This window comes from Brevundimonas sp. (genome assembly GCF_051858995.1).
Taxonomy (GTDB): domain Bacteria; phylum Pseudomonadota; class Alphaproteobacteria; order Caulobacterales; family Caulobacteraceae; genus Brevundimonas.
Genome location: NZ_JBHYGN010000007.1, coordinates 291,168 through 304,559, shown reverse-complemented (window position 1 = coordinate 304,559; position 13,392 = coordinate 291,168). Strand labels below are relative to the sequence as shown.

Here is a 13,392-nt window from a genome sequence, read left to right as displayed (position 1 = left end):
AGTTAAACCTTGATTGTTTCCATAGTTCGACTAATTCGGAATTATGGAAACGGAAGCCTCGATTCTCGCTCTCGCCGCCTTGGCGCAGTCCACGCGGCTGGAGGCGTTTCGCCTCCTCGTGCGGCACGAACCCGAAGGTCTGGCGGCCGGTGACATCTCGAACCATCTGGCGATCCCGCCCAACACTCTGTCGTCCCATCTCGGCGTCCTGACCCGCGCGGGGCTGATCAGGTCGGAGCGGCGCAGCCGCTCGATCATTTACCGGGCCGACCTGGACCGGTTCCGCGACCTGGTCCTGTTCCTGCTCAAGGACTGCTGCGGGGGCAGGGCGGACCTCTGCGAGCCCCTGCTGGCCGAACTCGCACCCTGCCGCCCCTGAGGATCCCATGGACGTCGTCATCTATCACAATCCCGCCTGCGGGACGTCGCGCAACGCGCTCGAGCTGATCCGCCATGTCGGCATCGAGCCGCACGTCGTCGAGTATCTGAAGACCCCGCCGTCGCGGGCCATGATCGCCCAGCTGGCCGAACGCACCAGCGCGCCGCTGCGCGACCTGTTGCGCGAAAAGGGCACGCCCTTCGCCGAACTGGGCCTCGGTGATCCAGGCCTCAGGGACGATCAACTGCTCGACGCGATCGAGGCCCATCCGATACTTCTCAACCGCCCGATCGTCGTCAGTCCCATGGGCGTTCGACTCTGCCGGCCATCGGAGGCCGTGCTCGATCTTTTGCCCGACGACGATCTCAAACCCTTCACCAAGGAGGACGGCGAGGTCGTCATCGACGCCGCCGGCCAGCGGGTGAAGCGATGATCGACACCCCCGTGACGACTACGTCGCCGCGTCGCCTGTCCTTCCTCGACCGCTGGCTGACGCTGTGGATCTTCGTGGCCATGGGTCTCGGCGTGGCTCTGGGGACGCTGGCGCCGGGTCTGCCCGCCTGGATCAATAGCCTCTCGATCGGCACGACCAACATCCCAATCGCCGTCGGTCTCATCCTGATGATGTACCCGCCGCTGGCCAGGGTCCGGTACGAGGCGCTGCCGCGTGTCTTCGCCGACAAGCGGGTGCTGGCCCTGTCGCTGTTCCAGAATTGGGTGCTGGGCCCGGTGCTGATGTTCGCGCTGGCGGTGATCTTTCTGCGCGATCAGCCGGAATACATGACCGGCGTCATCCTGATCGGACTGGCGCGCTGCATCGCCATGGTGCTGGTGTGGAACCAGCTGGCGCGGGGCGATAACCAGTATGTCGCCGGTCTCGTCGCCTTCAACTCGATCTTCCAGATCCTGTTCTTCAGCCTCTACGCCTGGATCTTCCTCACCGTCCTGCCGCCCCTGTTCGGCCTGCAGGGCAGTGTGGTGGACGTCAGCGTCTGGACCATCGCCGGGGCGGTCCTGGTCTACCTCGGTCTTCCCTTCCTGGCCGGCTTCCTGACCCGTCGCAGCCTGATCGCCCGCCGGGGCGCCGATTGGTACGAGCGGCGCTTTCTGCCGCGCATCGGACCGATCACCCTGATCGCCCTGCTGTTCACCATCGTGGTCATGTTCAGCCTCAAGGGCGGGGAGGTGGTGGCCCTGCCGCTGGACGCCCTGCGCATCGCCATTCCGCTGACGATCTACTTCCTTGTGATGTTCGTGGTCAGCTTCCTCATGGGCAAGCTGATCGAGACCGACTATCCGCGCACCACCGCCCTGGCCTTCACCGCGGCCTCGAACAATTTCGAACTGGCCATTGCCGTCGCCATCGCGGCCTTCGGCCTGACCTCGCCGGTCGCCTTTGCGGCCGTCATCGGTCCCTTGGTCGAGGTGCCGGTGCTGATCCTGCTGGTGTCGGTCGCGCTGTGGATGGGACGCCGCTGGTTCCCGGATACGGCTCCGCCGGCGGACGCGGCCTGATGGTCGTCCTGCATCTCCTGGACGCGGATGACGTCGGCCTGATCGCGGCCCTGCGCGGCGCGGGTCTGCCCGAGCCTGGCGCTGGTCGATACTTCGCCGCCCACGAACACGGCGGCATCGCCGGCTATGTCGGCCTGGAAGGGGAGGGGCAGGATCTCCTGCTGCGCTCCCTGGTCGTGCTCGCCGACCTGAAGGCCCAAGGGATCGGGAGCCGCATACTGACCGCCGTCGAGGCCATGGCGAGCGATCTGGGTAGCGAACGGCTTCACCTGCTCACCACGACGGCCGAGCTATTCTTCGCCCGGCGTGCTTTCGTCTCCGCCGAACGGGCGTCCGCGCCCCTTGCGATCCGGCAAACCCGCGAGTTCGCGGACGTCTGCCCGGCGTCAGCGGCCTATCTCATCAAGGACCTCTGATGACTTTCGCCCGCCTGCGGCCGCTGCCGGATCCGGATCACCTGCCGGCTCTGGATGCAGCCTATCTGTCCGCCGACCCCGCCCGGGGGCTAGGTCCGACCGATCCGGCGCCGCGGATCCTTCTCTTGTACGGCTCGCTGCGCGAGCGGTCGTATTCGCGGCTCTGTGTCGAGGAGGCGGCCCGTCTGCTGCAGCGAATGGGATGCGAGACCCGCATCTTCGACCCCTCCGACCTGCCCCTGCCGGGCGCGCCCGGCGACGACGACCACCCGGCGGTGCGCGAGCACGCTTTCTGGTCGGAGGGCATGGTCTGGTGCAGTCCGGAACGGCATGGCCAGGTCTCCGGCCTGATGAAGCTGCAGATCGACCATCTGCCGCTCAGCCTGGGCGGCCTGCGCCCGACCCAGGGCCGCACCCTGGCGGTGATGCAGGTGTCGGGCGGGTCGCAGAGCTTCAACGCCGTCAACACCCTGCGCCTGCTGGGCCGCTGGATGCGGATGATCACCATCCCCAACCAGTCCAGCGTGGCCAAGGCCTTCCAGGAGTTCGACGAGGCCGGCCGGATGAAGCCCTCGGCCTACTATGAGCGGATCGTCGATGTGATGGAGGAATTGGTGCGTTTCACCATCCTCACCCGGCCGCACGCGGCCCAGCTGGTGGACCGCTATTCCGAGCGCAAGGCGGCCGGGATTCCCCTCGACGCCGCCTCCGATCTGTCGGGGATCGTCATCGCGCGCCAGGCGTGACCTCCCCTCGACCACGCGAACACGCCTCGCATTCCTCCCGCCTTAATACGGACCTTGACGCCATGGCCGCGGCGGCCGCCGAGCATCGCGATGGCCGTAACTCGCCAGAAGTGGCGAAAGGCTATTCTCCGGGTGACGTTCTCATCCTGACGAACCTCCAGGCCCTTGCCGCGCTTAGCAAGGGGGACCAGGCGCGGGCCGTCCGGCCGAGAACAGTAATGCCCGAAGCGGAATAGGAGCAGGACGTGCCTCGCAACGCAGCCGATTTCCTGTCGATTTACCAGCAAGGCTTCGCGAGGGTCGCTGCGTGCCGTCCCGTTTGCAGGATCGCGGATCCGGCGTTCAATCTGGAGCAGACCCTGAGGCTCGCCCGTGAGGGGAACGAGGCCGGGACCGCGTTGATGGTTTTCCCGGAGCTCGGCCTGTCGGGCTATTCCATCGACGACCTGTTTCTGCAGCGGGCGTTGCTGGACGAGGTCGAGCGGCAACTCGTGAACCTCGTGGCCGAAAGCCGCGATCTCCACCCGGTCATACTGGTCGGCGCGCCCCTCCGTCGTGAGGGACGGCTGTACAATTGTGCGGTGGCTATCCACCGGGGGCGGATCCTTGGCGTGGTGCCAAAGGGCCATCTGCCCAACTACCGCGAGTTCTATGAAAAGCGATGGTTCGCCTCCGGGCGGGATGTGGAAGGCGAGATTACGATCGGGGGCGAGACCGTTCCATTCGGAATGGATCTGCTGTTCCAGGCCGACGACGTCGATGGCCTGATCTTTCATGTCGAAATTTGCGAGGATGTTTGGGCGCCCGCGCCGCCCAGCGACTTCGCCGCGCTCGCCGGCGCGCTGATTCTGACGAACCTGTCGGCAAGCAACATCGTGGTGGGAAAAGCCGACACGCGGCGAAGACTTTGCGAACTGCAGTCCGGCCGCTGTTGGGCGGCCTACATCTACTCCGCGGCCGGGTATGGAGAATCGACGACCGACCTGGCCTGGGACGGACAGGCCTGTATCTACGAGCTGGGGGCGCAGCTCGCGGAGACCGAGCGCTTCAGCCTGGGGTCCCAGATGGCCGTCGCGGACATAGACGTGGAACGGCTGCAGCTGGAACGTATGCGTACCGGCACCTTTAACGAGGCCGCGATCGCCAACGGGATGCCCGACCGGCGCTTTCGCCGGGTGACCTTCCATCTTGATCCGCCAGTTCACAACCTCGGCCTGCAACGACGCATCGACCGTTTTCCCTTTGTGCCCAACGATCCCTCCCGCCTCGACCAGGACTGCTACGAGGCGTTCAACATACAGTTGAGCGGGCTGGCCAAGAGGCTTGAGGCGACCGGAACAGCCAAGATCTGCATCGGCGTGTCCGGAGGGCTGGATTCCGCGCACGCCTTGATCGTCGCGGCCAAGGTCTTCGATCTGCTTGGACGTCCGCGCACGGACATTCTCGGGATCACAATGCCCGGCTTCGGCACGAGCGCGAGGACCAAGTCTAACGCCTACGCCTTGATGAACGGGCTCGGCGTGACCGTCGAGGAAATCGACATCAAGCCGCTCGCCCAGCAGATGCTGCAGGACCTGCGCCATCCGTTCGCGAGGGGCGAACCTGTGTACGACACGACGTTCGAGAATGTGCAGGCCGGGCTCCGGACAGACCTCCTGTTCAGGGCCGCCAATCAGCGGAACGGCATGGTGCTCGGCACCGGCAACATGTCCGAGCTCGCGCTCGGCTGGTGCACCTACGGCGTCGGCGACCAGATGAGCCACTACAACGTCAACGGCTCGCTCCCGAAAACCCTCATTCAACACCTCGTCCGTTGGACAGCGGCGAACCGCCTGTTCGACCCCGCGGTGTCCGACGTCCTGCTCGACATCCTGGCGACAACGATTTCACCGGAGCTCATCCCGCAGACGGCCGAGGGCGAGTCGCAGAGCACCGAAGGCAAGATCGGCCCCTACGAGCTCCACGACTTCTGGATCTACTATCTCACCCGGTTCGGGCTGCGGCCCTCCAAGATCGCCTTCCTGGCCTTGCACGCCTGGCAGGACGCCGCCGCCGGGCACTGGCCGCCGCGCTTTCCGGACGAGCAAAAGCGGGCCTACCCCATCGGGGCCATTCGCAGCTGGCTGGAGGTGTTCCTGCAGCGCTTCTTCGCCAATCAGTTCAAGCGCTCGGCCATGCCGAACGGACCCAAGGTCACAACAGGCGGTTCACTGTCGCCGCGGGGCGACTGGCGCATGCCCTCGGACGCTCATGGCCAGGTCTGGATCGACGAGCTGCAGCGCAACGTGCCGGAGGTTCTTGATCCCGCAAGCGACGATCTTCCTGCGAAAGAACCCAAGGCGCCGCCCGCCGGGGGCAAACCCATCGTCCGATAAGGCCGTCGCCCGGCTGCGAACTCCGGGGTCGGAGGGGCGGTTCAGGAACCGGAAGCCGGCGCCTGCCCATCCGGCGCCCGGCGGGGCGGAAGATTAGGTGAAGGGCTGGCGACCCTAGCCGATGTCCGCCGGCCGCGCGCCCTTCGGCGCCGCATGCCGGGAGAAGCCGACCACGAGGATGGCGATCGTCAGCAGCTGAACGGCGACGCCTTCGACCGTCGGGTAGAGGCCGAGGATTTCGATCCGGGGGATCCAGGCCAGCGGGTGGACATCGAGCCAGCCTGCCTCCTGCAACGCCGCCACCCCCTTCCCGACGAGGACGACCGACAGGATGGCCATGAGGATCGAGCTCAGGGAGAAGAACCGGCCGATCGGCAGGCGCTTGCTGTAGGCCAGCAGGGCCCAGGCCACTACGGCCAGGATGACCACCGCCGTCAGGGCGCCGGCCAGCATGCCGAGGTGGCCGCCTTGGCTCCAGATCGCCGCATAGAAGAGGATGGTCTCGAACACCTCCCGGTAGACCACGACGAAAGACAGCAGGAACAGGAACCAGGCTGACCGTTTCGACAGCGCGTGGGAGAGCTTGTCGCGGATATAGGTCTGCCAGGCGTCGGCGTGCGACTTGCCGTGCATCCAGATGCCCACCGAGACGAGCACGACGGCGGCCAGAAGCGAACCGAACCCTTCGGTCAGTTCCCGGCTGGCGCCGCTGATGGAGATGAAGAAGGTCGCGGCCGCCCAGGTGGCCCCGCCGGCGACCAGCGCGGCGACCCAGCCGCCGTGGACGTAGCGCAGCACCTCGGGCCGTTCGGCCTTCCTGAGGAAGGCGATCATCGCCACCACGATGAGAAGGGCCTCTAGGCCTTCGCGCAGGAGGATGGTGAAGGCGCCGAGGAAGCTGGCGACATTGTCCGCCTCCTGGGGCGCGAGGGCCCGCTCGGCCGTGTCCAGCAGGGCGTTCGCACGCGCGACCCGACCGGCGACCTCCTCGGCGGGCGCACCCCGGCTGATCGAGACGCGCAGCTCGGTCATGGCGGTCTCGACCCGGCGCAGCAGGGCGCCGTCCCGGGCGCCGAGGGCCGGCTCGATCGGCTCGACGCCGTCGAGGTAGGCGGACAGCGCCGCGTCGGTGGCGGCCTTGCGATCGCCCCGTCGATAGGCGGCCTCGCTCTCCGCCAGGCGCGTCCGCGCCAGGGTCAGCGTCGATCCGGCCGGGCGCGCCGCGGCCTCGGGATGACGTCGCAGATAGGCGGTCAGGGCCCGCGCCCGGGGTTCGCCGAGGCGGGTGGCCAGCTCGGCCGGCGTGGTCTGGGTGAGGGCTGCCAGGTCGGGGAAGGCCGCGCGGACCGCCCGATCGCCGTCCCACAGGCGCTTGCCCTCGGCGGCTTCGGCGTCGGTGAAGGCGAAGCGGCCGACATAGAAGGCCAGCGCCCAGCGGTCCTCGGCCGGCAGGTGCGAGAAGCTGGCCATCGCCGTGCCCTCCAGCCCCTGGTCGATCACCTGGTAGAGCCCGAAGACGCTGCGCTGGCGCGCGCGCTCCACGTCGGCGAAGGCGATCGCCGGCGGATCGAGCCCTTCGGCGCCGGGGCCGTCGGCGCGCCCGGTCACGCCGTGGCAGACCGCGCACTGCTCGGCGTAGAGGGCGGCGCCGCGGGCCAGGTCGGGCGGGAACGAAGGCGCAAGCGGGCTCGGATAGGCCGCCAGCACCGCGCCGGCCAGGGCCTTGGCCCGGGCGCCGACGACGGCCGGATCCGCCTTGTCCCGGATGGCCGCCTGCAGGCCCTCGGCGTCGCGCATCAGGGCGGCCTTGGCCGGGTTGGCCGGCAGGGCGTCCAGACGCGTCCGGATCTGGGTGCTGAACTCGATCATCTCGCCGTATTCGGCCGGGTTGACGACCTCGCCGTCGGCCACTGCGCCGGCGTAGTCGACCGCCACATAATCCAGCAGCCGCCAGGCGACCTGGGCCTCCGAGGCGGACGGCGCCTGGGCGAGGGCCGGGGCGGCCAGCCCTAGGGCGAACAGCAGGGTGAGCAGACGGAGCAGAGGACGCATGGGAGACCTAGTTGTGAGCGGCTCGCAATAGCATTCAAGCGACGCCGCTGTCGCGTCTAAACCGCGGACGCGCCCGGGCCCGCAGAGGCGGCCGCGATCGCGGCTTCCGGCGGGTCAGACCTCGTAACGCGCGGCCGTCAGAGGTGGATCGTGCGCTCGGCTACCGCCAGGCAGGCTTCGCGCAGGGCTTCCGGCAGGGTCGGATGGGCGTGGCTTGTCCGCGCCAGATCCTCGGCTGCCGCGCCGAACTGCATGGCGGCGACCGCTTCATGGATCAACCCGCCGGCTTCGGGGCCCAGGATGTGCACGCCGAGGATCTTGTCCGTCGCGGCGTCGGCCAGAACCTTGACCAGACCGTTCTTCTCCAGACGCGCCTTGGCCATGGCGTTGGCGGAGAAGGGGAAGCGCCCCACACGGTAGGCCACGCCGGCCGCCTTGAGGTCGTCCTCCGTGCGGCCGACCGAAGCCAGTTCCGGCCAGGTATAGACGACCGCCGGAATCGTTCCGTAGTCCACATGGCCCGCGCCCCCCGCCAGGCGTTCGGCCAGGGCGATCCCTTCCTCCTCCGCCTTGTGGGCCAGCATGGCGCCGCCGATGACGTCGCCGATGGCGTAGACCCCGTCGGCGCTGGTCCGGAACCCTTCGTCCACCGGAATAAAGCCCCTGCGGTCGGGCGCAATGCCGACCGTTTCCAGATCGAGCCCGGCGGTGGCGGGCCGTCGGCCGATGGAGACCAGCACGACATCGGCCTTGATGGTTCCTCGCGCGCCATCGCCCACGGGCTCGACGTCGAGGACGACGTCGTCGCCCTCCATCCGCGATCCGACCACCTTGTGCCCAAGGCAGAACTGGAAGCCCTGGGCCTCGAGCACCTTGTGCAGCGCCGCCGACATCTCCGAGTCGACGCCGGAGGCGATCCGGTCGAGCACTTCGATGACCGTGACCTCGCTGCCGAGCCGACGCCAGACCGACCCCAGCTCCAGTCCGACGTAGCCGCCGCCGATCACCGCCAGATGGCGCGGCGCCGCCGTCAGGCTCAGGGCGCCGGCGGAGGTGACGATCCGCCGCTCGTCGATGGGCAGGTCGGGCAAGGTCGCCGCTTCCGATCCGCTGGCGATGACCACCGCCTTGCGGGCCTGCACCTCGAAAGCGCCGTCCGCGGCGCGCACCTCCACCCGGTCGCGCGCCAGCAGCCGGCCGCGGCCCTGGAAGCGGGCGACCTTGTGCTTGCGCAGGAGGTAGGCGACCCCTTCGCCAAGCTCGGTCACCACCTTGCCCTTGTGCCGCATGACACCGTCAAGATCGGCCCGCACATTGTCGACCATGACGCCGAACGCTTCGAGACTGCGCGCCATCTCCAGCCGCTCGGTGGCCTGGAGCAGCGCCTTGGACGGAATGCAGCCGATGTTCAGGCAGGTCCCCCCGAGCAGTTCGCGGTCGTCGATGACCGCCACCGACAGGCCGAGTTGGCTCGCCCGGATCGCACACGGGTATCCGCCCGGCCCGCCGCCGATGATCACCAGGTCGTAGGAGGTCGTCGAACGGCTCATGGCGTCAGCCTTTGCTGCGAGTGGATGGGAGAGAAGGGCCCCGGCCAGCCCGAGGAACCGGCATCAGGCGCCCCCCTCATTGAGGGCCGCGTCGCGCGTCTCCATTCGGAACCCGCTTCCGGGGAGGGCCGGCAGGCGGCGGAAGTCGATCTCCAGATCCTGATCCGGCAGCCGGTAGTTCAGGTCGGCGAGCAGGCCGACGGCGCGCTCCATCAACTCCACGACGATCCCTTCGCCAGGGCAACGGTGACCGGTCGCCGCATCCCCACCGCCCTGGGGGATGAGACCGAACGGATCTCCGGAGCCGTCGCTGAACCGCTCCGGCCGGAACGCCTCGGGATCAGTCCAGTGTGCGGGATCGTGATTGGAGCCATAGAGGTCGAGGACCACCTGACGGCCCTCCGGGAAGACCAGGTCGCGCCAGCGAAACGGCGCGCGCACACGCCCGATCACTGCCGGGAAGAACGGATAGAAGCGTCGGACTTCCTGGACGAAGGCGCGGCGACGTCCGGGGTCGGCGACGGCCAGACGGGCCGCATCCGGGTGAGCCTGCATCGCGTGCGCCACAAACACGATGTAGACCGAGGTCGCGACAGTCGGCCGCAATACATTGGCCAGTTCGACCGCCGCCGTGTGGATCGGCAACGGTTCGCCGTCTTCGGCGCGGGTCCAGGCCCAGGCGTGGGCGGCCGTGTCCGGATCCGGCGACAGACGGCCGGCGCGAATGTCTTCAATGATCGAGCCCAGCCAGGCGTCGACGCGGCGACGCGCGTGCCTCGACCACAGATGCCGGGGGCCCCGCGATCCCGCCGCGTCGAACAGCGCCCTCAGGTGACGGACCCGCTTCGCTTCGTCGTGCGGCTCAAGCGGCACGCCGGCCCAGCCGCAGACAGCCCGCGTCAGCACCGGCTGCAGGGCGTCATAGAGCACGATGTCCTCCTCGCCGGCCCATTCGACGGTCGCGCGCCGCCACTCCGCTTCGAACAGTTCGCCCAGCCGCGCGACACGGGCTGGCGACATCAGGGAGATGAACACGCCCTTGCGGGCGCGGTGGGCCTCGCCGTCCAGTCCCTGAACGCCGCCCTCGCCGAGCAGCGTGCGGCGGACCGGCGCCGGCATGGCGCCCGCCCGCACGATGCGGGTCTCGTCATAGAAAATCCGCGCCGCCTCGCGGCCTCTCAGACAGGTCGTCTCCTTCAACGCCAGGCGGGTCTCGACGACGTCGGCGCCGGCCTGCCCGAACAAGTGGGAAAGGCGCCGATAAGGGTCCATCAGCAGGGCCAAGGTCTGGTCGCTGTGTCGCGAGGTCGGCCGATGCGTCATCAAATCCTCCAGAAGGACGGGTGGTCCGCGACGGGAGCCGTCAATCGCCTCAAAACGTCACGGTGGGCCAATGGCTCCGGGGTCTTTGCGCCTTCCGATCTTCCACAGGGTCAAGGCGGCGCGGACGGATCGTGCAACGCCTCGATCACCTTGCAGGCGGAGACCCGGCCCCCGGCGCATTCCGTCGTCATCCGTGAGAGTTCGCGCTGGAGGGCGCGGAGCCGGGCGATCTTCTGTTTCACATCGGCGAGATGACGTTCGGCCAGGGTGCTGGCCTCGGCGCAGGGCCGATCGGGGTGATCCGACAGATCAAGCAAGGAGCGGATCGAATCCAGATCGAAGCCCAACTGGCGGGCATGCCGGATGAATGACAGGCGGCGCTCCGCCGCGTCGTCATACATGCGCCGGTCGCTGGCGGTGCGCGGCGGCGCCGGGAGCAGGCCGATCTCTTCATAGAAGCGGATGGTCGGAACCTTGACGCCCGTGGCGGCGGCCAGCTTGCCGATGGGGCGCAACCCGGACGAGGCGGGAGAGGGGAGGGGCATCGCGTCAGCTCGCAACGGCGGGTGAAAGGCAGAAGTCGGCGGGGCGAGGAGGGGTCATCGGCCCAGCCCCATCAGCGCGAGGGCGATGCCGAAGGCGGCGATCGTGGAGGCGCCGGTGAGCGCCATGCCGAAGGCGCGGGCCGCCGCGCCCCGCGCGTAACCCAGGGCGAAGAACACCCGTCCGACCAGATAGAGGGCCACCAGCACCGGCAGCAGTACCATCTCCTCGCCGCGCAGCACGGTGGCGAGGACCAGGTGGGCGCCGACCGCCAGGACCGTCTGTTCGAGCGAGTTCTGCAGCACGGCGGCGGGCACCGCGAGCCTGGCGCTGGGCGCCGCGTAGGCGGAGCCGGGCCGGTCGGCATCGGACCGGAACCGGAGGCTGGCCACCACCCTCAAACACCCCGCGAGCCAGAGGAAGACCGGGAGATCCGCCTACAGGGCATAGGCCAGGCGATCGGCCGTCGCCATGTCCCGCGCCGCGCCCAGAAGCGGCGGCGGGAGCCAGAGCCAGGCCGAGGCCAACGCTGCGACCGTGATGACGATCGCCGGCGCCGAGCGGACGGCGATCGCCTTCTGTTCGGCGGAAAACCTCATCGCGCCGCCCGTCCCAGGGTCGGGGACGCCGCGCGGCTGTCCGAGCCCCGGACGGTCAGGAGGAGCAGCGCGACGCCGCAGACAATGGCCGCATCGGCGAGGTTGAAGGTCGGCCAGTGCGCCTCGCCCCAATGCAGGTCGATGAAGTCAGTGACCGCGCCGAAGCGCAGCCGGTCGAGCAGGTTGCCGATCGCTCCGCCGGCGATGAGGCCCGCGGCGGTCGCCGTTAGGGCGCTGCGCGTGCGCCAGATCCAGGCGAGCAGGGCGCCGATGATCACGAAGGCCACGGCGCTCAGCGCCCATCGTCCCACGTCGCCCGAGCCGGCGAACAGGCCGAAGGTGACGCCGGGGTTGAACCCGAGACGCAGCGCGAGAAACGGCGTGAGGTCGATCGGAGCGTCCAGCTGAGCGCGCGCTGCGGCCTTGGCGGCCTGATCCACGACGGCGACCACCGCCGCGAGCGCGAAGGCGATCGTCTGCAGGCGGCGGGGAACGCGTCGGGTCGGGTGCATGGTGATCATGAAGCCTCCAATGGATTTCAACTGATTTTGGGCCCTCTAGTTACTAGAGGATCAAGCGGGTTTTATCTGACGGGCGTTTCTTTCATGGAAGCCATGCATTCTCGGCATGATCGTCTAGCCAATGGGAAATGCATGCTTCTCGCGAAAGGGTAATCCGATGACTGAACCCCCTCTCGTCCTGTGCACTTCCTCGCCCGGCTGCAGTTGCGGCGTGGCCTCCAGGTTCGACGGCGCCACCCCGCCTACCGGCGCATCCTGATGGCGGTGATCGCCGTCAACGGCGCCGCCTTTATGGCCATAGCCAGCGGCGCCTCCCTGCAAGGCTCGGCGCCCCCTGGGCGCCAATGTGCTCGACTTCCTGGCCGACGCGCCACCTACGGCATCAGCCTGGCCGTGATCGGACGTTCGGTCGCCGTGCAGTCCGGGGCGGCCAATGGCCAAGGCGCCAGCCTCGTTGCGTTGGTGCTGTTATTCCTCAGCTACGCGATCTCGCGAGCCACCTCCGGGGCGCCGTCCCGTGGCATCACCGGACTGGGCGCTCTGGGCTTCTTCGCCAACGCCCTGGCCGGCTTACTGCTGGTCCGCCACTGCGCAGGCGACTCCAACGTCCGCTCGCTCTGGCTATGCGCGCGCAACGACCTTATCCAGAGCCTGGCGTCGCGGCGACCGGCGGAGCGGTCTGGCTGACCGGTTCACGATGGCCCGACCTGATAGCGGCAGCGCTACTCAGGTGAAGATTGCGCATTCTGCAATCTCGATCCACCTGCAGACGCAGCGAAAGAATCGGACGCGATCAGCGTGCGCTCGCTTAAAGATCGCTCGACGTTGCTGAATAGGTCGAGATGGCCGACGATGCGCCACTCTCGGCCTTGCATGTCGACTTTCCCTCTCCCTCACCGCGGATTGGTGGTCACTCGAAACAGTCGCAGCCCCCGAACACTGTAACAGATTGCTTGATCGCCCGAATGAAAGTATCCACCAAGCGATGGCGTGGCCAATTGCGACATGGGCAAGACTGATACTGGCGGTGACCCTGGTCTCCGCCGTGTTTTTCGTCGCCCCGATCGCTGACGCCGCGACCTGCGTCCCGGAGACGGCATCGGCTCACGCCATGGTCGTTGAAGATGCGGGCGATGGCGACCAGGTCGACCTTGGCGCTGGGCACGGAGTCTGCACCCACGGCCACTGCCACCACAACGGAACTGCCCGTGCGGATGTCGCCGACCACATCGCGATGCAGATCCACGCGCGGCCTGTTCACGCCTTCCCCTCGAGTGATTTTCCGTCGTCGATCTCTCCCGACGGCCTGAAGCGCCCTCCCAGAGTCTGACCGGACGTCTGCGCCGCCGTGCGCGCGAACTCGTGTCAAATTT

Annotated in this window: 14 protein-coding genes and 1 pseudogene; 8 read left to right on the top strand and 7 right to left on the bottom strand. The window is 68.1% G+C overall.

All coding sequences use genetic code 11. The annotated features are described in order from the left end of the window. Positions 1-43: 43 nt before the first annotated feature. From ACTIEF_RS06265 to ACTIEF_RS06240, 6 genes are all read left to right on the top strand, one after another. Positions 44-379, top strand: a complete 336-nt coding sequence (locus ACTIEF_RS06265) for an ArsR/SmtB family transcription factor (protein ID WP_134581265.1) — start codon at positions 44-46, stop codon at positions 377-379. Between the two features lie 7 nt (positions 380-386). Continuing rightward, a complete protein-coding gene (gene arsC / locus ACTIEF_RS06260) occupies positions 387-812 on the top strand; it encodes an arsenate reductase (glutaredoxin) (RefSeq protein ID WP_134581264.1) in 426 nt (141 codons plus the stop codon). Next, positions 809-1,894, top strand: a complete 1,086-nt coding sequence (gene arsB, locus ACTIEF_RS06255; RefSeq protein ID WP_134581263.1) for an ACR3 family arsenite efflux transporter — start codon at positions 809-811, stop codon at positions 1,892-1,894. The genes arsC and arsB overlap by 4 nt, the downstream gene beginning before the upstream one ends. Further along, on the top strand, positions 1,894-2,310 hold the full coding sequence (locus ACTIEF_RS06250) for a GNAT family N-acetyltransferase (RefSeq protein WP_134581262.1): 417 nt from the start codon (positions 1,894-1,896) through the stop codon (positions 2,308-2,310). The genes arsB and ACTIEF_RS06250 overlap by 1 nt, the downstream gene beginning before the upstream one ends. Then, positions 2,310-3,056 (top strand): arsenical resistance protein ArsH, encoded by a 747-nt coding sequence (gene arsH, locus ACTIEF_RS06245; protein WP_372692905.1) that lies wholly within the window; start codon positions 2,310-2,312, stop codon positions 3,054-3,056. The genes ACTIEF_RS06250 and arsH overlap by 1 nt, the downstream gene beginning before the upstream one ends. Before the next feature lie 245 nt (positions 3,057-3,301). After that, on the top strand, positions 3,302-5,431 hold the full coding sequence (locus ACTIEF_RS06240) for an NAD(+) synthase (RefSeq protein ID WP_372692906.1): 2,130 nt from the start codon (positions 3,302-3,304) through the stop codon (positions 5,429-5,431). Between the two features lie 114 nt (positions 5,432-5,545). Here ACTIEF_RS06240 and ACTIEF_RS06235 read toward each other — a convergent pair whose 3' ends face one another. The 7 genes and pseudogenes from ACTIEF_RS06235 to lspA all read right to left on the bottom strand — a co-directional run bounded on the left by ACTIEF_RS06235 (position 5,546) and on the right by lspA (position 12,019). Next, entirely contained in the window at positions 5,546-7,483 is a 1,938-nt protein-coding gene (locus tag ACTIEF_RS06235) for an FTR1 family protein (RefSeq protein WP_439471262.1), read from the bottom strand. A gap of 137 nt (positions 7,484-7,620) precedes the next feature. Further along, positions 7,621-9,033 (bottom strand): dihydrolipoyl dehydrogenase, encoded by a 1,413-nt coding sequence (gene lpdA / locus ACTIEF_RS06230; RefSeq protein WP_439471261.1) that lies wholly within the window; start codon positions 9,031-9,033, stop codon positions 7,621-7,623. Between the two features lie 63 nt (positions 9,034-9,096). Next, positions 9,097-10,356, bottom strand: coding sequence for a cytochrome P450 (locus tag ACTIEF_RS06225; RefSeq protein WP_419756332.1), 1,260 nt, complete (start codon positions 10,354-10,356; stop codon positions 9,097-9,099). 110 nt (positions 10,357-10,466) lie between these two features. Further along, complete coding sequence (locus ACTIEF_RS06220; RefSeq protein ID WP_313003946.1) at positions 10,467-10,901, bottom strand: helix-turn-helix domain-containing protein; 435 nt, start codon at positions 10,899-10,901, stop codon at positions 10,467-10,469. 54 nt (positions 10,902-10,955) lie between these two features. Continuing rightward, positions 10,956-11,303 (bottom strand): annotated as a pseudogene (locus ACTIEF_RS06215) (MAPEG family protein); the annotation flags it as partial. 33 nt (positions 11,304-11,336) lie between these two features. Continuing rightward, positions 11,337-11,498, bottom strand: a complete 162-nt coding sequence (locus ACTIEF_RS06210; protein WP_439471260.1) for a hypothetical protein — start codon at positions 11,496-11,498, stop codon at positions 11,337-11,339. Continuing rightward, complete coding sequence (lspA, locus tag ACTIEF_RS06205) at positions 11,495-12,019, bottom strand: signal peptidase II (RefSeq protein WP_372692911.1); 525 nt, start codon at positions 12,017-12,019, stop codon at positions 11,495-11,497. The genes ACTIEF_RS06210 and lspA overlap by 4 nt, the downstream gene beginning before the upstream one ends. 258 nt (positions 12,020-12,277) lie before the next feature. Between lspA and ACTIEF_RS06200 the strand changes: the two genes are divergently transcribed. Then, on the top strand, positions 12,278-12,706 hold the full coding sequence (locus ACTIEF_RS06200) for a hypothetical protein (RefSeq protein ID WP_419756331.1): 429 nt from the start codon (positions 12,278-12,280) through the stop codon (positions 12,704-12,706). Between the two features lie 340 nt (positions 12,707-13,046). After that, a complete protein-coding gene (locus tag ACTIEF_RS06195; RefSeq protein ID WP_244999706.1) occupies positions 13,047-13,349 on the top strand; it encodes a hypothetical protein in 303 nt (100 codons plus the stop codon). Positions 13,350-13,392 lie beyond the last annotated feature (43 nt).

Bases quoted from the DNA above. Each gene is read 5' to 3' on its own strand.
- ACTIEF_RS06250 (WP_134581262.1), top strand. From the start codon at position 1,894: ATGGTCGTCCTGCATCTCCTGGACGCGGATGACGTCGGCCTGATCGCG.
- lspA (WP_372692911.1), bottom strand. From the start codon at position 12,019: ATGATCACCATGCACCCGACCCGACGCGTTCCCCGCCGCCTGCAGACG.
- lpdA (WP_439471261.1), bottom strand. From the start codon at position 9,033: ATGAGCCGTTCGACGACCTCCTACGACCTGGTGATCATCGGCGGCGGG.
- arsB (WP_134581263.1), top strand. From the start codon at position 809: ATGATCGACACCCCCGTGACGACTACGTCGCCGCGTCGCCTGTCCTTC.
- ACTIEF_RS06235 (WP_439471262.1), bottom strand. From the start codon at position 7,483: ATGCGTCCTCTGCTCCGTCTGCTCACCCTGCTGTTCGCCCTAGGGCTG.
- ACTIEF_RS06210 (WP_439471260.1), bottom strand. From the start codon at position 11,498: ATGAGGTTTTCCGCCGAACAGAAGGCGATCGCCGTCCGCTCGGCGCCG.
- ACTIEF_RS06225 (WP_419756332.1), bottom strand. From the start codon at position 10,356: ATGACGCATCGGCCGACCTCGCGACACAGCGACCAGACCTTGGCCCTG.
- arsH (WP_372692905.1), top strand. From the start codon at position 2,310: ATGACTTTCGCCCGCCTGCGGCCGCTGCCGGATCCGGATCACCTGCCG.
- ACTIEF_RS06200 (WP_419756331.1), top strand. From the start codon at position 12,278: ATGGCGGTGATCGCCGTCAACGGCGCCGCCTTTATGGCCATAGCCAGC.
- ACTIEF_RS06265 (WP_134581265.1), top strand. From the start codon at position 44: ATGGAAACGGAAGCCTCGATTCTCGCTCTCGCCGCCTTGGCGCAGTCC.
- arsC (WP_134581264.1), top strand. From the start codon at position 387: ATGGACGTCGTCATCTATCACAATCCCGCCTGCGGGACGTCGCGCAAC.
- ACTIEF_RS06220 (WP_313003946.1), bottom strand. From the start codon at position 10,901: ATGCCCCTCCCCTCTCCCGCCTCGTCCGGGTTGCGCCCCATCGGCAAG.